Source organism: Pseudoduganella sp. UC29_71 (assembly GCF_042693265.1).
GTDB lineage: Bacteria > Pseudomonadota > Gammaproteobacteria > Burkholderiales > Burkholderiaceae_D > Rugamonas.
The window spans coordinates 3,067,474-3,091,160 of record NZ_CP170549.1 but is presented as its reverse complement, the minus strand read 5'-3'; the positions used below and the strand labels follow the sequence as shown (position 1 = coordinate 3,091,160).

Sequence of the window (23,687 nt, the reverse complement as noted above, 5' to 3'; positions counted from 1 at the left end):
AAAATGACGCCAGCCTAACGCCAAGATTACATTCGTGTCAGAAATGGCCGGTCAGCTACCAGCAAGCTTCCACTGCACCTTCCATTTTTTCATCTGTGCGATTTCATCCTGCTGGGCCGAAACCATTTTTTTGGATAAGTCCTTTATTTCTTGGTGCTGTGCTTTCGCTTCCGCTGATTTCGCCATTTTGACCGCGCCGGAATGGTGCTTAATCATCATATCTAAGAACATCGAGTCAAATTCTTTGCCCTTGCTGGCGGCTAGCTTGGGCATCGACATTCCCTTCATGGAATCCATCATGCCGGGCATTTCCATGTTCATTGCCTGGCTCTTACCCGGATACCACTGTTCCCGCCACGACTTCATTTGCGATATCTCACCCTGCTGATCAGAAATTATCTTCTTCGACATAGCCTTCAGTTCAGCGTGTTCAGAACGGTCTTCGGCTAGCTTAGCCATCTCCACCGCACTCTGGTGATGCATCCCCATGGTGTCCAAAAACTGCAGGTCGTACGGTGCCTTTGATGCGTCTTTTGAACTCATCATGCTCGAGTCGTCCATGTGCGTACTGGCCGAACTCATAGCTATAGGCGCGTTGGGCTTCATCTCTGCTTTGTCCTGCGCCCAAACGGCCGTCGAACAAACTAAACATCCCAATGAGATTGCCAGTATGTGATTTTTCACGATTCATCCCTTTCTTACATGTGATGCAACGAAATGGTTGCTGATGTAAGTTACCCTAACGCTCATATTTGCGGCGCGCATTGCGTTTGGGTGTACCACCTGAGTGTTCTTGCCGAGACCGCCAGCCCCCGTTCACCGATCCTCCAGCGCAGGTCCGCGAAGGGCTGCGCGTGGACTGATATGTGGGAAATAAACGACAATTTGCGCGTTTCAACCACTTCCTCAGACTGCCATCACCGCTTGCCGGCCCTATTTGTCAGATTGCTCATGCTAGACTTGGTCCATGGTTCGATTGCTAAAGCTACTGTTGCTGTATTTGATGATCGCCGCCTTGCCCGTGCAAGCGCTGGCGTCCGTCGTGCAACAGACATGTCCACCCAGCCATGCGCGGCAGGCAGCAGGGGAAACGCGCCATGGCAAGACATCTCAGCACCGCGTGAAGGTGCGCGTGGCGAAGAAGCATGCCAACATCGGCAATACCATCGCGGCCGAAAAGGCTGCGCAGCACGGAGACTCGGCTTGCGGCACCTGCGTGGACTGCTGCCTGGGTGGTGCCATCGTACCGCCGGTTCTTGTGTCGCGCACTCCGCACGATCGCACTGAAGTTCACCTGTCCTCTAATCTCTCCCTTGTCTCTGGTTTCATACCGGACGGCATAGAACGCCCCCCTCGCAATATCTTCGGTTAAGTCCGCACGTACGTCAGCGCAGCGCCAATTTGTTGGCGATGCTGTCGTGCCTGCGACGTCCGCTTCGTCTTGGCCCACCAATTCGAGCGGCGTATTTCGCTACGGTCCCAGCACCTGAAAGGATTTCCGATGTATTTGAAACGCAAGCCTATGGCACTGGCAATCAGTGCAATTTTGTCCGTCACCACCAGCCTGCCTACTTTAGCGCAGAATGCTGACGTCACCCCAGCCAACCCGGATAGTAAGCAGACGGCCACCGTGGTCGTGACCGGCAGCCACATCAGCACCAACCGGTCAATGATGACCGGTATCGGTGCTGTCACAGTGATTGATAAGGACGCAATCGAGCGCTCCGGCGCCACCTCAGTGGAGACACTGTTGCAGCGCATGTCGTCGTCGGCGGGCTTCGCCGGCAACCAGACCAATGCCTATTGGGCCGAGAACGGTTATGGTACGACGCAAGTAAACCTGCGGGGGCTTGGAGCGAACCGTACTCTTGTGCTGATCAATGGCCGTCGCGTCGTCAGCGGCGGCACGGGCGCAAACAGCTCTGTGGATCTGAACATGATCCCGGTCGCCATGATCCAGCGCATGGAAGTGCTCAAGGACGGCGCGTCGGCCATCTACGGCGCCGACGCCGTGGCCGGTGTCGTCAACCTGATTACACGCAAGGACTTCAACGGGCTCGAATTGCAGACCCGTTATGGCCAGACCAGCCGGAGCGACAGCCGCGAGAAGGCGGCCAATGTCGCCTGGGGCATCAGCGGCGAGCGCGGCTATTTGATGACGGCGCTGGACTACTCGCAAAGCGGTACCGTCAACATGGCCAGCCGCGCCCCGTGCGGGTTAGGCGAAGCCAACGGCAAGCTCGAATGCGTAGGAAGCTCCTCGACCATCGGCGGCCGTGCTGTACTGGCCGACGGGTCCCGCGTGAACTTCAACCAGACACTCGGCGGCAATGGCAATTTTTACGAACGCTACAACGGTGCCAAACACAACTTCAACAGCAACCCGTACCTGAATGCGGTCAACCCGATCAAGCGCATCAGCTTCAGCACTTTCGGCAATCTGGCGATCAATGACGAATTGCGTTTGTTCACCGAAGTCCTGTACACCAACCGCCAGTCGGAGCAGTTGGCCACGCCCGGCGCGCTGGGTGTGTACCGTCCAATAAACATTGCGGCGAACCATCCCACCAACCCGACCGGACAAAGCCTGCTGCTGCAGCGCCGCCGATTGCTGGAGGCTGGACCGCGCGTTTTCAGCCAAGAAGTCAACACGGCACGCCTGGTACTCGGGTTGGAGGGGCGCCTGGGCGAACATTGGGACTGGAATGCCGCCGTTAACTATGGCCGCAATACAGGCGTGGCGGCGACCTCCAATGTCGCCAACCTAGACCGTGTCGACCAGACCCTGAACACCGCCGTTTGCGGCAAGGCGGCCGGTGCCGCGATTCCCTGCGGTGACTACCTCGGCTACGGAGATCTCACGCCACAGGTGCTGAGCTATATCATGGGGCCGATCCGCGACCATGGTGGTAATGAACAAAAGAGCGCGAGCGCCAACCTGCACGGCAAGCTGTGGCAAATGCCGGCCGGGACCGTCGGCTTCGCCACCGGCATCGAGATCCGCAAGGACAAGGGCTGGCTGGACCCCGACCAGTTGACCGTGCTGGGCATCAGCAACACCAACCAGCAAACGCCGATTGCCGGCGAGTACGACGCCAAGGAAGTTTTCGCGGAGGCGGGCATTCCCCTGCTGGCAAACCATTGGCTGGCACAGTCGTTGGACTTCAACACGGCGGTGCGCTACTCCAAGTACCAAATGTTCGGTTCGAACACGAGCTACAAAGTCGGTCTGGACTGGCAGGTAGCACCCTCGTTCAAGCTGCGCACCAACTACTCCACGGCGTTCCGCATTCCGAACATCCCGGAACTGTATGGCGGCAACGCCGAGGGCAACTTGACCACGACAGATCCTTGCAGCGGCTGGAGCGCCTTGCCCGCGTCATCGGTACTGAGCCAGAACTGCCGTGCCGCTGGCGTGCCGGCCGGCTACACTCAGCTTGGCAACACCATCCTGACCACCACCGGCGGCAACAGCCGCTTGCAGCCCGAGAAAGCGAAAACGCTCACGGCGGGGGTGGTCTGGACGCCGCAGTTTGCGCGCGACCTGGTGCTCACGCTGGACTACTTCCGCTACCGCATCGAGAATTCCATCTCCACGGTGGATGGTTCGACCAAACTGCGCGCCTGCTACGAATCCGTTGGCCTTAGCCACCCGTTTTGCAGCAGTGCCCATCAAACCCGAAATCGGCTGACCGGCGAGGTAGACTTCCTGTCGGCACAGCCTTCCAACGCAGCCAATGAAAGCATGTCGGGCATTGATCTGGGAGCGCTGTACACGATGCGGGTGGGCTCCACGCGCGTCACGTTCAATGGCGAGGCAACATACTTGCGCAACTTCGACGTCACGCCATTCCCCGGCGGCGAAGTGCTCTCGTATGCTGGCAAAATCACTGGCGGGCGCGGCAGCTTTACGAAGTGGCGCTCGTTCGACACGCTGACAGTCGTCAACGGAGTCTGGTCGGGTTCGTACAGCTTGCAGTACACCGGCAAGGCGCGTGACATCAACGCTTCGCCAGGCGACATCGGAGACCACGCACCTGCGGTCACGTATCACAACGCGCAGCTTAAATACGCGCTGAGCAAGAACACCAGCGTGTCCTTCGGCATCGACAATCTGTGGGACAAGAAGCCGCCGTTTATCCAGAGCTGGACAGACGCGAACACCGATACGATGACTTACGACCTGCTGGGCAGACGCTGGTACGCCAAGCTGATATATCGCATGTAAGCCAATGCGGGCCGCACGCAACAGTGTGGCCCGCATATTAACGCAACACGAGGATAACTATGAAACCTGCATTTTGGTCGCGTCGCCTGCACAAGTGGCTTGGCTTGCTGGTCGGGCTACAGGCGCTTCTTTGGATGGTGAGCGGTCTGTATATGACTGCCATCTCGATTGAGATTATCCATGGTGACCATTTGGCGCACCTGGAAGAGGGCGAGCTGCGCCCTGCTGAGTTGGCCGCTTCGCCGACCCAGATCACAAGCCCATATGCCGGGGTAACCGGCTTTCGTCTAAAGCAGTCGCAAGGCAGCGAGCTTTACCAAGTTCGCTATGCAGACGGCGTGGCACTGGTGAACGCCCGGACCGGCCAGCGCTTGGCGCCTTTGGACGAGAAAGCTGTACGCGCGCTCGCCTTGTCGTATTACCAGGGAGAAGGTGAGCTGGAGCGGCTCCAGTTGCTGACCGAACTACCGGGCGAGGTCGCCAAGCGCAAAGGGCCGCTGTGGCGCGCGGAGTTCAGCGATGGCAACGGAACCACGCTGTATATCTCCCCCTCGACCGGAGATCTGGTCGCCAAGCGGCACACGCTGTGGCGCATTTTTGATTTTCTGTGGATGCTGCACATCATGGATTACGACACCCGAGACAATATCAACAACAACCTGCTGCGGGTAGCCGCCACTGCGGGCACGCTGTTCGCCTTCAGCGGCATCTGGCTATTGTGGTTCAGCTTCCGTCGGAGGGCCACCGCATGACACCGATGCTCCGCAAGTTACACAAATGGGTAGGCTTGTTGGTCGGAGTCCAGTTTCTGCTGTGGCTGGCCAGCGGCCTTATGATGAGCCTGTTCGACCATCACGCCGTGACGGGTGCGGCGCGGCGAGCACCAGTGCCTGCGGAACGCCTTTGGCCGTTAAATGGCCTGCAGGCACCTTCTGACGTGCTCGCCGCTGCGGGCCGTCCTGCCGACTTGCTTGAAACCGGCTGGCTGGGTGTGCGGCCGGTTTACAAGTTAAGCCACGAAGGGAATGGTTGGCTGGTGGACGCGGCGACCGGTAAGCCAGTGCAAGTAGCCGTCGCGGACGTGCTTGCCGCCGCCAAGGCAGACTACCGAGGAACAGCCCCTCCAGGCACTCCAAAATTGCTCGACTCACCCGGCCTGGAAGCTCGCCGGCATGTAGGCCCGGTCTGGCGCGTTGATTTCGCCGATGCCGAAGGCACCACCTTGTATCTGTCCAGCGTGGATGCCAAAGTGCTTGAACGGCGCAACGATCTGTGGCGTTGGTTCGACCTGGCGTGGATGCTGCACGTCATGGATTACAGCGGGCGCGAGGACTTCAACAATTCGCTGGTGGTAATGGCCGCAGTTGGAGGTGTCTGGATGGCACTGTCCGGCATCTGGCTGCTTGCAACGAGTTTCCGCCTGCGCGAATTCATTCCGCGCCGATGGCTGCCGGTGCGGGAGGTGGAAGTCGTCGACGGCGCGGGCAGAGCCCTGGCCACTGCGCCTTCTTTCGAAGGTGACACGGTCTACCTCGCCCTGGCTCGCGCCGGGATGAATTTGCCATCGAACTGCGGCGGTGGTCAGAGCTGTGGGCTGTGCGAGGTAAGGATCGGTCGTAATCCGCCAGCGCCGACCAGCGCAGATCGCGAGCACATTGCTCCAGCGCGCCTACGAGATGGCTACCGCCTTGCCTGCAGCCTCGAAGTTAACGGCAATCTACGGGTGGCGGTTGCTAATGGTGCGGCGATTGTCGGGGCTTCCAGCGCCACGGTGGAGAGCGTGACTGCTGTAACGCCGTATCTGCGCGAAATCGTCCTTGTGCCGGAATCCAGGGCCGGCGCTGAGTTCCGGCCAGGCTCGTACATCCAACTGCACATTCCGCGCTATAAGCTCGCGCGCGAGCACTTGCACCTCCCAGAGCATCACCGCGCCGAATGGCACGGCTTGCGCCTGCCTTCCATATTGCGCTCCTCGCAGCCGGTTCGTCGCTCATATTCGCTATCAATGCCTGTGGTGCGCGCAGACGGCAGACTTCATTTGCTGGTGCGCTTTTCACCAGGTAGCACAGATGCCGGCCATGCGCCCGGGCGAGGCTCTTCGTACATCTACTCGCTGAAGTCCGGCGACACCGTTTCGTTCAATGGCCCCTTCGGCGAGTTCGCTCTACGCCCCGGCAAGACCGAGAAAATCTTTATCGGTGGGGGGGCAGGCATGGCGCCGCTGCGTGCCATGATCCTTTCCTTGCTTGATGGCGCGGCATCGGAGACGATTCATTTCTGGTATGGGGCTCGTAGCGGCCGTGACGTTCCTTATGAAGAGGAGATGCGGACGCTGGCGGCGCAATACTCGAATTTCGATTGGCGTGTGGTGCTGTCAGAAAGCGGCGAAGCGGGACACGGCATGGTGCACGAGGTGGTGCAGCGTGAGCTGCTTGCAAAGCATCCGCATCTGCGGGATTGTGACTTTTACGTCTGCGGGCCGCCGCAGATGCTTGCCGCTACACGCAAAATGTTGGCAGACTTCGGCGTGCGCAAGGTTGCGTTTGATGATTTCAAGATATAAAAATTAGCATGACATCGGCCTGCGGGGCGGACGTACGGTGTGTCAGTCAAAACGTACGCCGGACTCTGCTCCGCAGTTTTTTCAAAAGGCAATACTGCAAGAAACCAAAGGTGTAACGATCTTAGTGATTATTCAGGACTCCAATGTCTAGGCAGTTGGCGCGACGGGCAAGCTTGTCTGGTTCGTTGCCCCATAGCGTGCCGGGTTTATCACTACGGTGACCAGTATCACTGCATCGTTATGCCCGCAGCGCGCTCACCGCCGCGGTCGGCACCGGCAAACAAGTAGTTGCGACCGCCGATGTCCGTGCGGGACATGCAACAGGCTAATGCTTCTCTGGAATGCGGGTTATCATCGACGTGCCTAAGAGCCGACATTGTTCTAAGAGAAGCTGATTCTTTGTTCGAAGATCGTCGGCGTCTCTTTTACACTTCTCCAATTCTGCCAATGAGTCCTGGAGTTCTAGCTCCGTAGCTCGGTGCACGTCCTGCAAATCGAGAAATTTCTTGCGCCAATCATCGGCACGCTCGTGAAATGCGCGCCGCACTCTGGTCCGTCCAGTGATTTTATTTTCTTTGAGCTGATCAATCCAGGTCTTCACTTGCCGGCCAAGTGCCTGCTGCTTCGGTGAGAATAGAGTGGTTAAGCTGATCTTTGCGCGTCGAGCCACTTCGTTCATAGAAATTGCCCCGCCATTTTGGGGATATATACTAGCGTTTTCCCCCATTTCCTTTTCTATTTCCCTCATCGCCTCACGCACTCTGATTTCTACTTGAGCTGTGCGCGCCTCTCCACGACGCTTTGCCGCATCTTTTTTTCGGTCGCTCATGCTCCAGCCTTCATAATTGCAATGACTTCTGGATTGTCACGCCAGCTCTCTTTTATGTCATCAAAGCGATTCAGCTCGATGGATAATTGCCGCGCATAACTTGCTACAGTTAGGAGATCGTTGTCCTTAATTGCCTGTTGCGCATTCATCAGAATGATTGGGATAATTCTCTGTGTATCGCGTCGCCCAGTCCTCTCCTCAATGCGATTGATACATTCGCTTTGACAGTTTGCGATATTCGGAATACCTTTCTTTGTACTGCACAACCCAATCTCGCCATCTGTCTTCGTACATACGACGTGTGCATTCACAAGACGCATGCATTGTCCATTATTGGTGAGCAGTACTGCGAGTTCATGTGAAGTTTCTACTTCCCAAATTTTACCCGTTCGGTGGAGTTCGCTTTCATAGCTGCTTACAGTCGAACTAAGAACAGGAGCGCCCAGACCGCCATGCCCTGCGTATGGCAGGAAAGTTGGCTTGTGCACAGCTTCATACATGTCTTCAATTAAATGCTGCGCCCGCATGACCCGAAGTTCGCGGGTGATGTCATCAATCTCCTTAGCAAAGGAGCTGTCGGTGAGCATATAACCCAGGGTCATCGTGATATCCTTGTGACCTAGGAGCCTCATCAGCACTTTTGGACTACCATCAATAGCCAAGCCTGCCAGGCGTGAAAGAGTCTTGCGGAAACGGTGCGTATGTAGATTTCTCCCTCCCGGGGTAGCTGTCATCCCTATTCGCATTGCCAATCGCGTTAAGGATGCATTGGCAACGGCCAATCGTTCTTCCGCATCTGCCCTCGGTGAGGAGCCCAACGATGCCCAAAGGTGCTCTGGCACGCCGACAGGGTATTCTTCATCTTTTATTCCCTTTCTTATTTTGGCAAGCTTCTCACAGGCTTCTATGAGCTTTACCTGTTGTGCAAGAACGTCGACTAGAATTTCCGGCGCTGGCCATTGGCGTTCTTCACCATTGATCGCGAAGGCCAGTTTGTAAGTTTTTCCGTTTGCATACGGTTGACCGTCCCGGGCCCATTCAATGGATTCTCGTGGCAGTGTCATGATCTCACCGATTCGTCCAGCCATTACCAGTAGGGTGACCCACAGGTGGGCGCTTTGTAGGGTCAATGCCAAGGTTGCGACACTCGCCCATTTACGGATCGGCCACTCGAAAGGGTCGATCTCTTCAATTGCTCGGCGAGCGCCTCGATAAGAGCCATGGCAAATTGGAAACGGCGGCGCTAGTATTGTATCTCCAGCGCTATCTCGCCAAGGGTTTGCATCAAAGTAGCTCGCGATAGATCGCGTCATCTTCATCGAATTGCTTTCAGTCTTCGAAGCAAAATTTATGTTGGCAATTAACTCAGGGAGGGAATCTAATAGATGAATGAGATTGGGGCCCAAAACCTGCACTATCCATAGTACCCGTGGCCCCATTTGGGCTAAGAATTCGTCAGGGATTGGTTGATATGGTGTGGATTCTTTCTCAGGACTCCGCGCGGCGACTTCGCCTCGGGGTGAGGTGGTATTTCCAGCGAACTCGATGGCCGGTGGCGCATCGCCCCAAAGCCCGCGATTCCGGAGCTCTGTAAGTCGCCTTAAGTGGTCCCGGGTATGACGAGAGGAGCGCAGTTCGCGCAAATCTTCAGTCGTTAGAGTGATAGCGAACTCAAAGCTCGTGTAAGTCGGTGTAGATAATCTGTTTAGGATGCCTCGTGCAACAATCGTATTAAACTTCGTATATAAAGCCGAAGCGATCGTGCTAGCATCAAGTGATTTGTGACGGTTTTTGCCAAGGCTCGACGGCCCCATCCGCATTAACAAACCTAGCCGGGTGAGCCAAATCACTCCCTCGTCCAACAAAGCATCGAGTTGCGACGACGCGGTAAGCTTGGCAGGGAGCGCGCTTAAGAGCCTCTGGCGAAGATTGATGCAGCGTAATTGTGAGCCAAAATGTTCAATCATAGATTGAGGCGTTTCCCAGAAACCAAGAGTTTCGCCATGTCCGAGGATAGCCTGGCACTGTCTTGCGCCTTCGGAGGGCAGTTGTTGAAGACCCTCCAAAGGAAATGTTCCAATCGAGTTGTCGTGGCTGTTGCATTGATCAACGGGATTTTCTAACGAGCGAGGGGGCGTCGGGGCTGATGTACTCATAATGCGGCCTATTCATCGAAGGATAGTGGCACTCCAGGAACATAATGTTTTCCATTTTTAATCGCATCAGCCCATTTCCTTCGTGAATCTATCACCAAATTGAGATCAAAGAGTCGCAGTGCCGCGAGGTTGTTTGTGAGTTCCATTGAATAACTCGCAGAAATCCATGCTTCAATCGGCAGGTTCACTTGCAGCGCAAGTAACTCCTCGACACGCATAGAAATGCCATCGTAACTCTCGGGTAAAAGCACCGCGTTTTGTGGGCACAGCAGGCAACGATTATCATTGCATGGACCTTGGCCGGAGCTTCGGATTTGGAGCGAAGGATTGTATGGATCTTTACAACCTATGTTGAGGCGACTGCGCGAAAGTGCTCGATGTTCTGTCAGGCGCTGTTCCATCTCCTGCGTCACTACTCCATGGCGGTGTAGATGCGCAAGGATCGTAAGATCCACACGGCCCTTTCCTAGCTCGCTCATCAGGATTTCGAGGAAGCGACGAACTGAGTCATCGGCTTCTTTGTTCAAAACATTATTATTAATGTAATCGGAGCTGGTGCGAAGATGAGCATGCCCCAAAGCCCGTTTCACCGCGAGAATGTTACCGCCGCTGCTTCTGAAGACAAATGTGGCAAAGAAGTCACGAAAATCGCTTGGAGTAACATGCGGAATCCTAGACTCATTCCGTTCTGTTCGTTGGGCGTTTATTCGTTCCAATATTATTTCGAGATACGAAATTTTTCTACCCTCTTTGCTTGTCTTTCCTTCCAGGTATCTCGTACCAAGCCAGCCAATGTTTCCGCGTTTGTCCACGTAAAGCCAAACGCTACGGCAACCTTGCTCAAGCCGTTGCAAAAGACCATACTGCCTAGACTGCTCTTTATATTCCGCACCGTCGCGAATAAAATCAATATAGCGGCGTTTTTCATCTTCAAGACGAACCTGAAGAACGGTGCGAAGCGATGAAACGCGTTCCATATACGTTTTTATCAAATGGCCAGGGCCAGATACCGTTTTCCAAAGTCCAATTATCGTTTGCTCCTTATTCTTGGCTCTCGCCTTATTCCCATTCAATAGGTAAGTTTCAGGAGTGAGTACAAATCGCTTATGGAGGCCACTAAAATTATCTTTCGGGTGTGAAAATAAAAAATTCTGAGTTACGTCAAGGGCTTGAAGCGTCGAAGGATTCCAGCCACTGTTGCAAAGGCATAGATGGAAAATAGCATCGGCGTCCCATTTGGTAGGGAATATGGTTTCATGTAAGCGACTTATACTGAAGCCAGACTTTTTTTTAAAATGTGATTGATCGATGCCGTCCCTCAGTTCGGCAGATGTCGGGACTTCTTTATCATATTTTTTCTGCACTGCGCGCATGTGTTGAATATGATGATATAAGTCGGCATCCTGCTGTCCTTCAGGTGCGGTGTCGGATTCGTTGAGCCGATCTGCTAGCTCCCACTTCTCTAGAACAGTCCGACATTCTCGCTTAAGCGCCAAACGTAGCACCTTGATCTGTTCCTCTGGCGGTTGGTGACGTGTTGGGTCTCCGCTCTTTGGCGTTTGCCAGTATAGCGGGCGTGCGCCGAGAGCCATACGGGTAGCATCTGCAATGGACCTGAAGATAGTAAAGGATGATCGGTCCATTTGGATTTTGTACGCGAAGTAACAATGAATCATCTCAAGCATTCGTACGTCCTCGATCCGGGCAGTACTTTCTCCTGTCTGTTCTGATGCAGCCTCTACTGCGTCAAAGAGGCGCCACCAGGCGCGCAGCGACTGAATGTAAGCGTCTACCGTCCCAGGACGAGCGGGGAGCAGGCTGTCTTTAATTGAGGGAGCCAGTTGATGGATTAATTTATGACGACCAGTAAAAGGAACAAACTTTGCGCTATTTCTTCCTCCTTCCACTTCTGTCTGCCCAGTAGCAAGTGTGTGAAGGTTAACCTCCTTAGGCTCCAATTCGTGGCGCGTCCAGAAGATCAACGGGTCATTCGATTCTGGCGCACCGGGCAATTGCACTGGGGCTGGCGTAAGCCCTGTGTGTTGCTTAAGGTGGTCCTTCTTGTAGTGACGAATACTCATATTCCATCTTCCAAATCGTCTTGACTCAGCTGCTCAACCCAGTTCTGGTGGAAATTCATGTTAATCCCGAGGCGGTCAGAAAGCCATTGTAGGTAAACTATCGTCGTTTCCTGGCTCACGTGCCTTAGTTGAGGTTGAATTGTCAATTGGATGCAAGTCTCTGCCTGTAGTTGTAAGATCTTAAACACTGACTCATCGACCTTCATGTTCAACGCGCGATCGACGATACTCCAGTATTGTTGGATATGCTTCCACAAAACGGAACAAGCCCAGAAGTCTCGAGCGAGATGCGGCGACCATCCTCTTGGCCGGTCCACGCTTCGCCAAAAATCATAAATATTATCCCCGGTGTACCGATTCCCGTTCCTTGGATTGAGAAATAAGTGCACAGCATCGTGTCTTATCCTCTCGGCTTCGCTGCGTGACTTTGCTTTGCGTGTAGCGAGCACTAGCGCCTTCGGGCGTACTCGCTCTCGGTATACATGGAGTTTCTGGGCTAGAGGCATTGGAATACGAATGATTCCGTGAGGCCCGATCTTGTCTCCGTGATCTCGGCCATATTCAGGACCTTTTGTATTAAATCGTAGGTCAATAAGCACTGCCTGATGCTCAATAGGCTTTTCAGGATTCACGATTCGCCATTCCCTCGGATCTATTGGCAACGTATCAACGCGCCACGCAGCCGCCTCGGCTCGTCGAATTGCCGTCTCGAGAATAGTCTCAGCTATAAGCGCTTCAGTTGTACATCGTAAATTTAGTCGTTGAAGCCAATCAAAAATCTCTACTTCCTGAGGGAGGCCTAACCGTCGTTTCTCTTCTCGAACTTTCCCCTTTCGAGTTTCGACTGATTTTGTTTCACGCCCATTAAAAATCGAGGGACTGTAAGAGGAGTAGGTCTTAATTATTTTAGGAATGTGGAATGGCTCTCGCAGTCCTTTATCTGCAGCCCAAGTCAGAAATTCGGCAGCTATTGACACGCGGACGTTAATGGTTCTAGGTTTCAGTCCAACGTTGTCGCGCGACCAGATGCCGGTTTGCATTTCGACCTGATAGTGCTGAATCAGGTCAATCTTATAATTCGCTTTTAGAGGATCCTTCGCGCGCACATGGCACCACTCAAGAAAGTTCGCCAGCCAATGGGCGTAATCTTTCATCGTTACCGAGCTGGGAGGGAGAGCAGATTCCTCTTTGCCACGTTGCTTCGGTTCCCATATGCCAAGCCCGCGATCAATCAGGAACTGGTTTGCGAGACGATGATATCCGGGACGGTCGTCCATGATGAAAGGAAGGTGGGCGACTCTGCCGAATCCCTTTGATTCCAGGACGCCAGGGGTTGAATAGACGACTCGAAAACCATAGGTCATGGTGGCTCCATATCGAATGGCTCCATAGTAGTCCAACATTTACAGATCTAGTGATAATTTTGCTTCCATATAACGCAGCGCACGCTGTACATGCTGGCAGTGATCGCCGTGGCGCTGTGGACGGACCGGCTCACCAGCGTTACGCATGTGCTGTGCCTGGCCGCTGGCGTGGTGGTGCTGCTCGACCCTTGGGCGGTGATCTGGCCCGGCTTCTGGCTCTCGTTCGGGGCCGTGGCAACCATCCTGTACGCGACGGTGGGGCGCGCAGAGACGCACCACCGCAGCGGCGACCTGGTGGCGCTGGGCGTCGGTGCAGCGCTCGCCGGGACCGCTGCTGGGCACACGGCCGGCGGGCCATCGCCCGCGCTGCGCCAGCCACGCCGCCTGCCGCTGACGCGCCGCCAGCGCTGGATGGCTGACCTGAAGATGGCGGCGCGCGTGCAGTACGCCGTCACGGTCGGCCTGGTGCCGCTGACGATGTTGCTGTTCGCCCAGGTGTCCGTCGTGAGCCCGCTGGCCAACGCCGTGGCCATTCCCGTGGTCAGCCTGCTGGTGACGCCGCTGGCGCTGGCGGGCGCCGTGCTGCCGGACCTGCTGGCGGCGCCGTTGCTGCAGCTGGCGCACGCGATCGTCTGGCTGCTGGCGCAGATACTGCAGTGGATGAGCGCCAGCCGCATCGCCGTCTGGACAGCGCCCACGCCGCCACCGTGGGTATTCTGCTGGGCGCTGTTCGGCACCGCGTGGATGCTGGCGCCGCGCGGCTGGCCGCTGCGCTGGCTGGGTGCCGTCGCATGGATCCCGCTGCTCACGGCCGCTCCCAGTCATCCGCCTGACGGCGCGTTCCGCGTGGTGGCGTTCGACGTGGGGCAGGGCATGGCGCTGCTGGTGGAAACCAGCGGCCATCGCCTGCTGTACGACACGGGGCCGATGTACACACCGGAATCGAACGGCGGCAACCGCGTCATCGCGCCGTATCTGCGCGCACGCGGCATCACCACGCTGGACGCGCTGATCGTCAGCCACGCGGACGCGGACCATTCGGGCGGCGCATTGTCCGTGATGGAATCCGCGCGCACGCGCTGGACCGCCAGTTCGCTGCCACTCGGCCATCCCGTGGTGCAGGCGTCGGCTCAGCATACGCGGTGCGCTGCGGGACAGGGCTGGACATGGGACGGAGTGCGCTTCGAGGTGCTGCACCCGGATGCGGCCAGCTACGCTGACAAGGCCTTGAAGCCCAACGCCCGCAGCTGTGTGCTGAAGGTCAGCGCCGGCGGCAAGTCCGTTTGCTGGCAGGCGATATCGAGGCGGCGCAGGAGACGGCGTTGCTGGAGCGCGCCCGGGGACGGCTCGCTGCGGACGTGCTGCTCGCGCCACACCACGGCAGCGGCACCTCGTCCACGCCGCCGTTCCTGCGGGCGGTGCGTCCCGCTGTGGCCTTGTTCCAGGTTGGATACCGCAACCGCTACCGCCACCCCCAGCCACTGGTCTATGCGCGCTACGGTGAAGCCGGCGCGCAGCGTATCCGCACCGATGAATCAGGCGCCGTAGCGATGGAGTTCAGTCAGACTCTGGCGGTGGAGCGCTACCGCAGCGTCCACCGCCGCTATTGGTACCAATAGCCCCAGGTGGCGCGGCGGCGCAGCCCGCCCAGTCGAGCACATAGTCGACGCCGGCGTCCTGGATATTGCCCGTAGTAGCGGTGCCGCTGGCGGTTACGAGAGGAATGCCGCTGTTTGGCAGCAGGAAGGTGAGTGCGGCTTGGACGCCATGTCGTTCGCTTCTGCGGCGTTGATGCCTTGCGACGCGTTCGGCTCAAGGAACGCCACGCTGCCTACGGTGAACGTAAGGGAATCGTTGACATTGGTCAGAGTAAGCGTCGTCGGTGAAAACGTGGCGCTGCAAAACCGAACGTCGAGCAGGGTAGGGTTGATGCCCTCGTCGGCATCTATTCGGTAGCCTGAGCCAGGCGTGAAAGACACCGCAGAGATGGAGAATGTCGTTGCCGCAGCCAGTCCGGCAATAGTCCACATGGAGATTGCAAGTAGGCCCTTTTTAAACATTGCCATCTGATCAAGAAATGTTCCTGATGGAATTCTTCATATATTTCAACGGCTTAGACCGGGTGCGCTGAAGGCTGGGTAACCAAGTGTAAAGAATGCCGACACCATCAGGGAGGAGTACTATTACCGCTTGGGCGGCGCCGGCAGGGCGCTGCGGGAGGATGGCCATGAGCGGCTCGACACTACCGGAGAACGGCATCGCGTACCAGGACTCGACGGTGCGCGATCATCCGCGCTACCAGCAGATGTTCCCGGTGCTGAGCGAGGACGAAATCGCGAGGGTGTGCCGCTTTGGCACGCTGTGCCACTACCGCCGGGGCGATCTGCTCTACCGTGCCGGCAGCATTCGCCCCGGCATGTTCCTGCTGCTCTCTGGGTGTGTGCGCATCGTCGCGCGGGATGGCCTGGGACACGAACGGCCGATCCACACGTACACCAAGCGCGGCGAGTTCACATCGGACGTGGCGCAACTGTCGAACAAGCCGGCCGTCGTCGACGCGCACGTGACCGAGGATGTGGAAGCCGTGCTGCTGCGGCCCGATGAACTGAGCGCCATGATGGTGGGCGAGGCCGCCATCGGCGAGACCATCATGCGCGCGCTGATCCTGCGGCGGGTGCTGGTGGTCGAGCGGGGCCAGGGCGTTATCCTGGTCTGCCCGCCGGGGAACCCGCGCCTGCTGGCCCTGCAGAATTTCCTGGTCCGCAACACCTTCCCCCACTCGGCGGTGGACGCGCTGAGCGACCCGGACGCCGCTGCACTGCTGGAGCGGCTGACGCCGCAGCCGGACGATTTTCCGCTGGTGTTCTGCCCCAACGGCACCATGCTGCGCAACCCCGACGAGGGCCAGCTGGCCTCCTGCCTCGGGCTGGTGCCGGATTTCCTGCCCACCAAGGTGTACGACGTCGCGGTCGTCGGGTGTACGCGGCATCCGAAGGTTTGGCGGTGGGCCGTGTTCGACGCGCATGCGCCGGGCGGCCAGGCAGGATCGAGCGCGCGCATAGAAAAACTACCTGGGCTTTCCGACCGGGATTACAGGACACGCGCAGGCGGGCCGCGCCTTCGTCCAGGCGCAGAAATTTATCGGCGCCGATCCCAACACGGCGTGGCTCGGCGCTTGCGGGGTAGCGCTGGACGGCAAGGGCTTCGTGCTGACCGGCGCGGACGCACCCGGCGCCGACGCGCATGTGCTGCCCTTGCAGTCCAGCATCGGCGGCGTATTTGCAATCGGCGATGTCCGCTCGGGTTCCACCAAGCGGGTGGCGTCGGCGGTCGGCGAGGGGGCGGCCGTGGTAGCCCAGATACACCGCTATCTGGCCGATAAGGCAGATGTTGATAATGCTGCAATTGCCCGCATGTAGGCGGTCTGCTGTTTCCGCTCCATCCCAAGCCTTGGACGCGCCGCTGACGGCAGCACGGGATGAAAATTAGAGCAACCGTTCTATTATTTTGGCCGCCGCTCTCCTTACAATGGGCCTAAGGAGACATTACAAAAATGAACAAACCCAAGCTGCACTTTTCGCATGCCAACAGCTATCCGGCCGGCACCTACCGCCGCCTGTTCGAGCTGCTGGGCCAGCACTACGACATTTCGGCGCTGGACATGCACGCCCACAATCCCGCCTATCCGGTGCAAACCGGCTGGCCGCAGCTGGTGCAGGAGCTGGTCGACGAGCTGGAAAGCCGCTATTCCGAGCCGGTGATCCTGCTGGGCCACTCGCTGGGCGGCATGCTCAGCGTGATGGTGTCGGCCATGCGGCCGGACCTGGTGCGCTGCGTGGTGATGCTGGATTCGCCCGTGGTGGCGGGCTGGCGCGCGCTGCTGCTGCGGGTGACGCGCAACTGGTCGCTGGCCAATAAATTCTCGCCCGCGCGCTTTTCCGAAAACCGCCGCAACGTCTGGCCGGACGCCGAGGCGGCCTACCAGCACTTCGCCGGCAAGGACGTGTTCGCCGCCTGGGCGCCCGGCGTGCTGGCCGACTACATCGCCGCCGGGCTGAAACCGCACCCGGACGGCGTGCAGCTGCGCTTTACGCGCGAAAACGAAACCGCCGTCTACCGCAGCCTGCCGCACCATATCGGCGCCCTGGTCAAGCCCGGCCTGAAAGTGCCGGCCGGCTTCATCGGCGGCGACCAGTCCGTGGAAAACCGGCAAGCCGGCCTGGACGCCACGCGCCGCCTGGTGGGCGACAACTTCCGCATCATCCCCGGCGGCCACCTGTTCCCCATGGAATCGCCCGACCTGACCGCCAAAGTCACGCACGAGATGATCTCGCAGTTGCTGGCCCAGCAGGGAGGGCAGCGCCAGCCGAGGCCGCGCCGGCAGGCTTGAGATTGCAAAATTGTTCTTGGAAGCAGGTCTTTCGCGTAAAATCCCGGGTGAAATGGCGTCGGCGCAAGCCGGGGCCTCCCTGCAATCTTGAGAAATGGTTTTGCGATGGCAATTAAGAGCGATAAATGGATACGCCGCATGGCGGAGCAGCACGGCATGATCGAACCCTTCGAGCCTGGCCAGGTGCGGGCGGAGAACGGCCGCAAGGTGATTTCCTACGGTACCTCGTCGTACGGCTACGACATCCGCTGCGCGGATGAATTCAAGATTTTCACCAACATCAACAGCACCATCGTCGATCCGAAGAACTTCGATTCCAACTCCTTCGTCGATATCAAGAGCGACGTCTGCATCATCCCGCCGAATTCCTTCGCGCTGGCGCGCACCATCGAGTACTTCCGCATTCCGCGCAATGTGCTCACCGTGTGCCTGGGTAAATCGACCTACGCGCGCTGCGGCATCATCGTCAACGTGACGCCGTTCGAGCCGGAGTGGGAAGGCTATGTGACGCTGGAGTTTTCCAACACCACGCCGCTGCCCGCCAAGATCTACGCCGGCGAAGGCTGCGCGCAGGTGCTGTTCTTCGAAAGCGACGAAGTGTGCGAAACCTCGTACAAGGATCGCAACGGTAAATATCAAGGCCAGCACGGCGTGACGCTGCCGAAAGCCTGATTTTTATCAAACCTGTGTCGGAAGGGAGAGGTTCTCCTGTCGAAAAGGTGTCAGAATCACAAGGATACTGACCCCTGATGACTGGAGAGCACCATGCATAAGCGTACCTTCCTGTTCAAATCCGCAGCGGCACTGGTGTTCGCCGGCGCTGCGCTGTCTGGCTGCACCACGACTACCACGTCCGGCAAGGCGGACCCCGGTGCGGTCCGCACCGAGATCGACAACGGCGTCGACAGCACCCTGAACCGCCTGTATGGCGAGGTGAAGGGCTCGCGCGAGCTGGTGGCCAAATCCAATGCTGTCCTGGTGTTCCCGCGCGTGCTGGCGGCCGGCCTGGTCGTGGGCGGCGAGTATGGCAAGGGCGCGCTGCGCATCAAGGGCCAGCATGGCGGCTACTACAGCATCGCGTCGGCCTCGGTGGGCTTGCAGGCAGGCGCGCAGTCCAAGGCCGTGGTGCTGCTGTTCATGACGCAGGAGGCGTTCGACAAGTTTCGCCAGAGCAAGGGCTGGACGGCCGGCGTGGATGCCTCGGTGGCCATCATCAAGGTGGGCGTGAACGGCGAGATCGATACGGCCACCGTCAACAACCCGGTGCAGGCGCTGGTGCTAACCAACGCCGGACTGATGGCCAACCTGACGCTGGAAGGCACGAAGATTTCCCGGCTGGAGCTGTGAGCGCCGCCGTCTAGACCCGTTCTTCGCTGTCGTGCTGCGCAATCGGCAGCGCGATCTCCACGCACAGCCCGCCGTCCTCGCGGTTGCGGGCGGCGATGCTGCCGCCGTGCGCGTGCACCACTTGCTGCGCGATCGCCAGGCCCAGGCCGTGGCCTTCCACGTCCTTCAAGGTGTCGCTGCTGCGGAAGAAGGGTTCGAAGATGGCTTGCAGGTCGGCCTGCGCCACGCCGGGGCCGCGGTCGAGCACGCGGATGTGCAGGCGGTCGGTCGCCTCGTCGGCATCCAGTTCCACGCGCACCGTGCCGCCGGCCGGGCTGTGCTTGATGGCGTTGCGCACGATGTTTTCAATGGCGCTGGCCAGCAGGTCGGCCTGGCCGTTGACCGCCACGTCGGCACTGCCGCGCAGTTCGATGGCGCGGTCGTGCGAGGCCGCTTCGAATTCGGCGTCGGCCACGATTTCGTCCAATAGTTCGGCCATGCTGATCTGCTCGTGCGTGGGGTTGATCGGCGAGGTTTCCAGGCGGGCCAGGGTGAGCAGTTCGCCCACCAGTTTGTCCATGCGCACGCTTTCGCGCTCGATGCGCTCCATGGTGGCGTGGGCCTTGTCCGGCTGCTGGTGCGCCAGGCCGATGGCCGCTTGCAGGCGGGCCAGCGGGGAGCGCAGTTCGTGCGACACGTCGTGCAGCAGGCGGGTCTGGGCGTCCATCAGGCTGCGCAGGCGGGCGGTCATGCGGTCGAAGTCGCGTCCCAGGTCGCTCAGTTCGTCGCCGCGCTTGCCGGCGGTCTGGGCGAAACGGGGCGCCAGGTCGCCGTGCGATGCGGCCTCGAAGGCTTGCCGCAGCGAGCGGATCGGGCGCGCGAAATACCAGGCCAGCAGGGCGGCGAAGAACAGGCTGGCCAGCACGGCGGCGGCGATGGGGATGAAGGGCGTCAGCGGCTGGAAGCGCGGCGGCGGGCCTTGCGGGCCGGGGCCTGGCGCCGGACTGCCGGCTGCTGCTGCTGCTGCTTCTGCTTCCATGGGGCCGGATGGGCCACGGCGGTCAGGGCCGGGCTGGCCGGGGGCGCCGGGCCGGGGCCACATCTCGGGTCCATAGCCCGCGCCGCCCGGGCCGCGCCCGTCAACGGGGAAGCGCGGATGGCCGGGGCCGCGTCCGTCGAAAGGCGCGTTGGCGATGCTGGCCAGGCTACCCAGCAGCGGCGCGCCGCCGCCCGGCATGCCGCCCAGATGCTCGCGCGATGGCAGGAACAGCACGTAGCGGTGGCTGTTGGCCGCCCTCACTTCGCGCACCACGCGCCGCGACCCGTCCTGCTTCAGCAGGCGGCGCGCCTCCAGTATCATGGCCGGCTTGACGATGCGGCCCAACAGCTCGTGCCCCTGCTCGTCCACCGCATACACGCGGTGCCGGTTCATATTCTCCAGCAGGCTTTGCAGCGCGTTCACGCCGCCGAATTCCAGCGTGGCGGCGGCCGACTCGATCGCGTCCTCCGCGCGCGGGCCGGTGTCGATGTCCTGCTGGCGCGGCGCCGAGGCGTCGCGGTTCCTGAGCCACACCGCGCCGCCTATGCCCACTGCCGCCACCACCTGGGCCAGCAAAATGGAGAAGAAGAACTTCCAGAACAGGCGGCCCACGGCTACTCCTTGATCAGCTGATAACCCAGGCGATACACGGTCTGCAGGCAGGAACGGCCATCGGCGATGGTGCCCAGCTTGTGCCGCAGGCTGCTCAGGTGCACGTCGATATTGCGGTCGAAGCGCGCCATCGGGCGGCCCAGGCCTTGTTCGGACAAGGTGTTTTTGCTGACCGGCTTGCCGGCGTTACGCGCCAGCACTTCCAGCAGGTTGAATTCGGTGCTGGTCAGCTCCAGCGGCGCGCCGGCCCACGTGGCGCGGCGCTGCTCGGGCCACATGGTGAGCTGGCCCACGGTCAGCGGCAGGTTGCCGCTGGCGCCCATCGGCGTGCCCAAGGTGCGGCGCAGGATGGCGCGGATGCGCGCGGTGAGTTCGCGCGGCGTGCAGGGCTTGGCCACGTAGTCGTCCGCCCCCAGTTCCAGGCCGACGATGCGGTCCGTATCGTCGCCGCGCGCGGTGAGCATCAGGATAGGCATGCGGCTGTGGGCGCGGATGCGGCGCAAGGTCTCCAGGCCGTTCATGCGCGGCATCATCACGTCCAGCACGGCGATGGCGTACAGGCCGGACAAGGCGGCTGCGGCGCCGGCCTCGCCGTCATGCGCGGTGCGCACCTCGAAGCCTTCCTGCTCGAGATACTCCTGGAACATGCCCACCAGTTCGATGTCGTCGTCTATTAACAGTACCTTGCTCATTGCGGCGTGCTTCGTGATTGTCGATTGCCCATCATAGCAAACAAGATGGACCCCGAAGCGGGCTTTTACCCCGATTTACACCGCCCGTCTTTACACCGATTTACGTTGCGCTAACCGCGCTTTACATGGCCCGGCCAGACAATGACTGCTCTTTTCGATTGATCCGGAGCAGACATGAAAACCAAGAAGATCTCACTGCAACACCTGCTGCTGGCCGCTGCGCTGGCGCTGCCGCTGGCCTCGCACGCCGCCAATGGCATCGGCGCGGACGACGCCCCCTTCAACGCTCCTTTCGACGCTTCCTTCAATGCGCCGCCCGGCGCGCCCGGCTCCGGTCCGCGCACCGGCGGCGGTCCCGGCATGCCGCCGGGCGGTCCGAGCATGGGCGGCCCCGGCGGTGCGGACGGCATGCGCGGCCCCGGCGGTCCCGGCCCGCATCGTGGCTTCCTGCATGGCGTGGACTTGAGCGAGGCGCAGGAGGACAAGGTGTTTGCCATCCTGCACGCGCAGGAGCCGACCATCCGCGAACAATCCAGGGCGCTGCGCAAGGCGCAGCAAGCGCTGGACGCCATGGGCAAGGCCGACAAGTACGACGACGCCAAGGCCGTGTCGCTGGCGCAAGCCGCAGCGCAGGCGATGTCCAACCTCGAATTGCAGCGCGTACGCACCGATCAGAAGCTGCTGGGCGTCTTGACCGCCGAGCAGCGCAAGCAGATGGACCAACGCCAGCCCCCGCGCCCCTAACCTTAGCAAGGAGTACAGCATGACAATCAGTTCCCTCACTTCCGGCAGCGCCGCCAGCCAGTTGAGCTATGTGAGCAAACCCGGCGTCTCCAATGCGGACGGCGAAAGCGGCCAGGTTGGCAATCGCCCGCCGCCCCCACCGGATGGCGGCGGATTCATCGACGCTGTCGCCAGCGCGCTGGAATCGCTGGGCATCTCGGACGGCGGCAGCGCCGGCACCGAGGCCAGCACCAGTGGCAACGCTGCGCAGGCGCTGGGCAGTTTCCTGCACGAGATGATGGGTGCCTTGCACGAGCAGGGCGCGTCCTCGTCCCCGTCCTCTTCCTCGTCGTCCGGCGACAGCCACGGTTACGGCCTGCCGGGCGGCGCGGGCGGCCCCGGCAAGCTGGAAGCCGACCTGCAAAGCCTGATCGCGAAGCTGGGTTCGTCCACCGAAACGGATAGCGCAGATAGCAGCAGCGACAGCACCGGCGAGGCTGGCAGTTCGCTGGAGACTTCGTTCCAAAGCCTGCTTGAGGCGCTTGGCGGCGATACGTCCGACGCCAGCGGCAAGCTGGCCAGCTTCCTGCAGGCGCTGTCGGACAAGCTGCCTAACGCGGGCACGAGCGGCAATTTGATTAACACCTCTGTCTGAATGGAGCGCGCGATGGAAGCACATGATCACAGCCTTGCGGCCGACTTGGCCCGGATGATGCAAATGGCCAGCAACCGGCGCACATCCCTGCGCTGGCTGATGGCCAGCGCGGCGGCCCTGCCGATACTCGGCTGCGGCGGCTCAAGCGGCACGGACGCCACGGCCAGCACCGGCAGCACGAGCACCGGAACCAGCACGGGCTCGACCGGCACGACCGGCACCACAGGCACCACCGGCAGCAGCGGCACCACCACCGGCGCCTGCACCGTCATCCCCGAGGAAACCGGCGGCCCGTATCCGGCCGACGGCACCAACAGCACCAGCGCCGGCGTCGCCAACGTGCTCACGCAAAGCGGCGTGGTGCGCCAGGACATCCGCAGCAGCTTCGCGGGCATGAGCGGCACGGCGGCCGGCGTACCGCTGACCATCAAGCTGAAGATTGTCAACGCCAACGCCAGTTGCGGCGCGGCGGGCGGCATGGCGGTCTACCTGTGGCACTGCGACCGTTCCGGCAACTACTCGCTGTATTCGAGCGGCGTCACCAACCAGAACTACCTGCGCGGCGTGCAGGAAGCCGATGCAGGCGGCGAAGTGGCCTTCACCACCATCTTCCCCGGCTGCTACGACGGCCGCATGCCGCATGTGCACTTCGAGGTCTACCCGACGCTGGCCAAGAGCAGCAACGCCATCAACCGCATCAAGACTTCGCAGTTCACCTTCCCCATGGCCACGCTGAACGAGGTCTACGCCACCAGCGGCTACAGCGCCAGCGTGAGCAACCTGGCCCGCATCAGCTACGCGTCCGACAACGTGTTCGGCGACGGCTACTCGCTGCAACTGGCCAGCATGAGCGGCAACGCCACCGACGGCTATGTCGCCACGCTGACGCTGGCCGTGATCGGATAGCTGCGCGGTCCAGCCCGGCTGGCCATCCTCACCGCACCCTCCGCGCGAAGTCCGCTTCGCGCGCATCTCCCCCCACGGCGGCCGCCGCGAAGCCATCTTCGGCTGCGCGGCGGCCATTCTGCC

At 59.9% G+C, this 23,687-nt stretch carries 19 protein-coding genes and 1 pseudogene; 12 read left to right on the top strand and 8 right to left on the bottom strand.

What is annotated here, in order from left to right; translation table 11 throughout:
• Positions 1 to 51 precede the first annotated feature (51 nt).
• Entirely contained in the window at positions 52 to 684 is a 633-nt protein-coding gene (locus tag ACFJI2_RS13540; protein ID WP_377705492.1) for a DUF305 domain-containing protein, read from the bottom strand.
• A 307-nt stretch (positions 685 to 991) separates the two neighbouring features.
• Here ACFJI2_RS13540 and ACFJI2_RS13535 point away from each other — a divergent pair, with 307 nt between their 5' ends.
• From ACFJI2_RS13535 to ACFJI2_RS13520, 4 genes are all read left to right on the top strand, one after another.
• A complete protein-coding gene (locus ACFJI2_RS13535; protein ID WP_377705491.1) occupies positions 992 to 1,372 on the top strand; it encodes a hypothetical protein in 381 nt (126 codons plus the stop codon).
• 150 nt (positions 1,373 to 1,522) lie between these two features.
• Positions 1,523 to 4,228, top strand: coding sequence for a TonB-dependent receptor domain-containing protein (locus ACFJI2_RS13530; RefSeq protein ID WP_377705490.1), 2,706 nt, complete (start codon positions 1,523 to 1,525; stop codon positions 4,226 to 4,228).
• Positions 4,229 to 4,287: 59 nt separating this feature from the next.
• Positions 4,288 to 4,980: a PepSY domain-containing protein gene (locus tag ACFJI2_RS13525; RefSeq protein ID WP_377705489.1), complete on the top strand. Its 693-nt coding sequence runs from the start codon at positions 4,288 to 4,290 to the stop codon at positions 4,978 to 4,980.
• Entirely contained in the window at positions 4,977 to 6,791 is a 1,815-nt protein-coding gene (locus ACFJI2_RS13520) for an NADH:ubiquinone reductase (Na(+)-transporting) subunit F (RefSeq protein WP_377705488.1), read from the top strand. The genes ACFJI2_RS13525 and ACFJI2_RS13520 overlap by 4 nt, the downstream gene beginning before the upstream one ends.
• Before the next feature lie 325 nt (positions 6,792 to 7,116).
• On the opposite strand, the gene ACFJI2_RS13515 is transcribed toward ACFJI2_RS13520, so the two are convergent.
• Genes ACFJI2_RS13515 through ACFJI2_RS13500 form a run of 4 tightly spaced genes read right to left on the bottom strand, consistent with a single transcriptional unit; the run spans position 7,117 to position 13,221 of the window.
• Positions 7,117 to 7,620 carry a hypothetical protein gene (locus ACFJI2_RS13515; protein WP_377705487.1) on the bottom strand — a complete coding sequence of 168 codons (504 nt, stop codon included), beginning with the start codon at positions 7,618 to 7,620 and terminating at the stop codon, positions 7,117 to 7,119.
• Positions 7,617 to 9,776, bottom strand: a complete 2,160-nt coding sequence (locus ACFJI2_RS13510) for a hypothetical protein (RefSeq protein WP_377705486.1) — start codon at positions 9,774 to 9,776, stop codon at positions 7,617 to 7,619. The genes ACFJI2_RS13515 and ACFJI2_RS13510 overlap by 4 nt, the downstream gene beginning before the upstream one ends.
• An 8-nt stretch (positions 9,777 to 9,784) precedes the next feature.
• Positions 9,785 to 11,857: a hypothetical protein gene (locus tag ACFJI2_RS13505; RefSeq protein WP_377705485.1), complete on the bottom strand. Its 2,073-nt coding sequence runs from the start codon at positions 11,855 to 11,857 to the stop codon at positions 9,785 to 9,787.
• Positions 11,854 to 13,221, bottom strand: a complete 1,368-nt coding sequence (locus ACFJI2_RS13500; RefSeq protein ID WP_377705484.1) for a hypothetical protein — start codon at positions 13,219 to 13,221, stop codon at positions 11,854 to 11,856. Before ACFJI2_RS13500 ends, ACFJI2_RS13505 begins: the two co-directional genes overlap by 4 nt.
• A gap of 90 nt (positions 13,222 to 13,311) precedes the next feature.
• Between ACFJI2_RS13500 and ACFJI2_RS13495 the strand changes: the two genes are divergently transcribed.
• A complete protein-coding gene (locus ACFJI2_RS13495) occupies positions 13,312 to 14,769 on the top strand; it encodes a ComEC/Rec2 family competence protein (protein WP_377705483.1) in 1,458 nt (485 codons plus the stop codon).
• Between the two features lie 164 nt (positions 14,770 to 14,933).
• Here the strand turns inward: ACFJI2_RS13495 and ACFJI2_RS13490 are convergent, their stop codons facing one another.
• Entirely contained in the window at positions 14,934 to 15,251 is a 318-nt protein-coding gene (locus ACFJI2_RS13490; protein ID WP_377705482.1) for a hypothetical protein, read from the bottom strand.
• Positions 15,252 to 15,442: 191 nt separating this feature from the next.
• On the opposite strand from ACFJI2_RS13490, the pseudogene ACFJI2_RS13485 reads away from it, so the two are divergent.
• From ACFJI2_RS13485 to ACFJI2_RS13470, 4 genes and pseudogenes are all read left to right on the top strand, one after another.
• Positions 15,443 to 16,640 (top strand): annotated as a pseudogene (locus tag ACFJI2_RS13485) (cyclic nucleotide-binding domain-containing protein).
• Between the two features lie 134 nt (positions 16,641 to 16,774).
• On the top strand, positions 16,775 to 17,611 hold the full coding sequence (locus tag ACFJI2_RS13480; RefSeq protein ID WP_377705481.1) for an alpha/beta fold hydrolase: 837 nt from the start codon (positions 16,775 to 16,777) through the stop codon (positions 17,609 to 17,611).
• A 105-nt stretch (positions 17,612 to 17,716) separates the two neighbouring features.
• The gene (gene dcd / locus ACFJI2_RS13475) at positions 17,717 to 18,283 is read left to right on the top strand and encodes a dCTP deaminase (RefSeq protein ID WP_107868613.1); all 567 of its coding nucleotides are present in this window, start codon (positions 17,717 to 17,719) and stop codon (positions 18,281 to 18,283) included.
• A 93-nt stretch (positions 18,284 to 18,376) separates the two neighbouring features.
• The gene (locus ACFJI2_RS13470) at positions 18,377 to 18,958 is read left to right on the top strand and encodes a YSC84-related protein (protein WP_377705480.1); all 582 of its coding nucleotides are present in this window, start codon (positions 18,377 to 18,379) and stop codon (positions 18,956 to 18,958) included.
• A gap of 10 nt (positions 18,959 to 18,968) precedes the next feature.
• Here ACFJI2_RS13470 and ACFJI2_RS13465 read toward each other — a convergent pair whose 3' ends face one another.
• Both ACFJI2_RS13465 and ACFJI2_RS13460 read right to left on the bottom strand, forming a co-directional pair.
• Positions 18,969 to 20,588, bottom strand: coding sequence for an ATP-binding protein (locus tag ACFJI2_RS13465; protein ID WP_377705479.1), 1,620 nt, complete (start codon positions 20,586 to 20,588; stop codon positions 18,969 to 18,971).
• A gap of 2 nt (positions 20,589 to 20,590) precedes the next feature.
• Positions 20,591 to 21,280, bottom strand: coding sequence for a response regulator transcription factor (locus tag ACFJI2_RS13460; RefSeq protein WP_377705478.1), 690 nt, complete (start codon positions 21,278 to 21,280; stop codon positions 20,591 to 20,593).
• Positions 21,281 to 21,454: 174 nt separating this feature from the next.
• On the opposite strand from ACFJI2_RS13460, the gene ACFJI2_RS13455 reads away from it, so the two are divergent.
• Genes ACFJI2_RS13455 through ACFJI2_RS13445 form a run of 3 tightly spaced genes read left to right on the top strand, consistent with a single transcriptional unit; the run spans position 21,455 to position 23,564 of the window.
• Positions 21,455 to 22,024, top strand: a complete 570-nt coding sequence (locus ACFJI2_RS13455) for a Spy/CpxP family protein refolding chaperone (RefSeq protein ID WP_377705477.1) — start codon at positions 21,455 to 21,457, stop codon at positions 22,022 to 22,024.
• Between the two features lie 19 nt (positions 22,025 to 22,043).
• The gene (locus ACFJI2_RS13450; RefSeq protein WP_377705476.1) at positions 22,044 to 22,658 is read left to right on the top strand and encodes a hypothetical protein; all 615 of its coding nucleotides are present in this window, start codon (positions 22,044 to 22,046) and stop codon (positions 22,656 to 22,658) included.
• Positions 22,659 to 22,670: 12 nt separating this feature from the next.
• On the top strand, positions 22,671 to 23,564 hold the full coding sequence (locus ACFJI2_RS13445; protein ID WP_377705475.1) for an intradiol ring-cleavage dioxygenase: 894 nt from the start codon (positions 22,671 to 22,673) through the stop codon (positions 23,562 to 23,564).
• Positions 23,565 to 23,687: the final 123 nt, after the last annotated feature.

Coding starts and splice junctions, on each gene's coding strand:
- ACFJI2_RS13450 (WP_377705476.1), top strand. CDS start 22,044: ATGACAATCAGTTCCCTCACTTCCGGCAGCGCCGCCAGCCAGTTGAGC.
- dcd (WP_107868613.1), top strand. CDS start 17,717: ATGGCAATTAAGAGCGATAAATGGATACGCCGCATGGCGGAGCAGCAC.
- ACFJI2_RS13455 (WP_377705477.1), top strand. CDS start 21,455: ATGAAAACCAAGAAGATCTCACTGCAACACCTGCTGCTGGCCGCTGCG.
- ACFJI2_RS13530 (WP_377705490.1), top strand. CDS start 1,523: ATGGCACTGGCAATCAGTGCAATTTTGTCCGTCACCACCAGCCTGCCT.
- ACFJI2_RS13460 (WP_377705478.1), bottom strand. CDS start 21,280: ATGAGCAAGGTACTGTTAATAGACGACGACATCGAACTGGTGGGCATG.
- ACFJI2_RS13480 (WP_377705481.1), top strand. CDS start 16,775: ATGAACAAACCCAAGCTGCACTTTTCGCATGCCAACAGCTATCCGGCC.
- ACFJI2_RS13445 (WP_377705475.1), top strand. CDS start 22,671: ATGGAAGCACATGATCACAGCCTTGCGGCCGACTTGGCCCGGATGATG.
- ACFJI2_RS13525 (WP_377705489.1), top strand. CDS start 4,288: ATGAAACCTGCATTTTGGTCGCGTCGCCTGCACAAGTGGCTTGGCTTG.
- ACFJI2_RS13520 (WP_377705488.1), top strand. CDS start 4,977: ATGACACCGATGCTCCGCAAGTTACACAAATGGGTAGGCTTGTTGGTC.
- ACFJI2_RS13495 (WP_377705483.1), top strand. CDS start 13,312: ATGCTGGCAGTGATCGCCGTGGCGCTGTGGACGGACCGGCTCACCAGC.
- ACFJI2_RS13490 (WP_377705482.1), bottom strand. CDS start 15,251: ATGTGGACTATTGCCGGACTGGCTGCGGCAACGACATTCTCCATCTCT.
- ACFJI2_RS13505 (WP_377705485.1), bottom strand. CDS start 11,857: ATGAGTATTCGTCACTACAAGAAGGACCACCTTAAGCAACACACAGGG.
- ACFJI2_RS13515 (WP_377705487.1), bottom strand. CDS start 7,620: ATGAGCGACCGAAAAAAAGATGCGGCAAAGCGTCGTGGAGAGGCGCGC.
- ACFJI2_RS13500 (WP_377705484.1), bottom strand. CDS start 13,221: ATGACCTATGGTTTTCGAGTCGTCTATTCAACCCCTGGCGTCCTGGAA.
- ACFJI2_RS13470 (WP_377705480.1), top strand. CDS start 18,377: ATGCATAAGCGTACCTTCCTGTTCAAATCCGCAGCGGCACTGGTGTTC.
- ACFJI2_RS13510 (WP_377705486.1), bottom strand. CDS start 9,776: ATGAGTACATCAGCCCCGACGCCCCCTCGCTCGTTAGAAAATCCCGTT.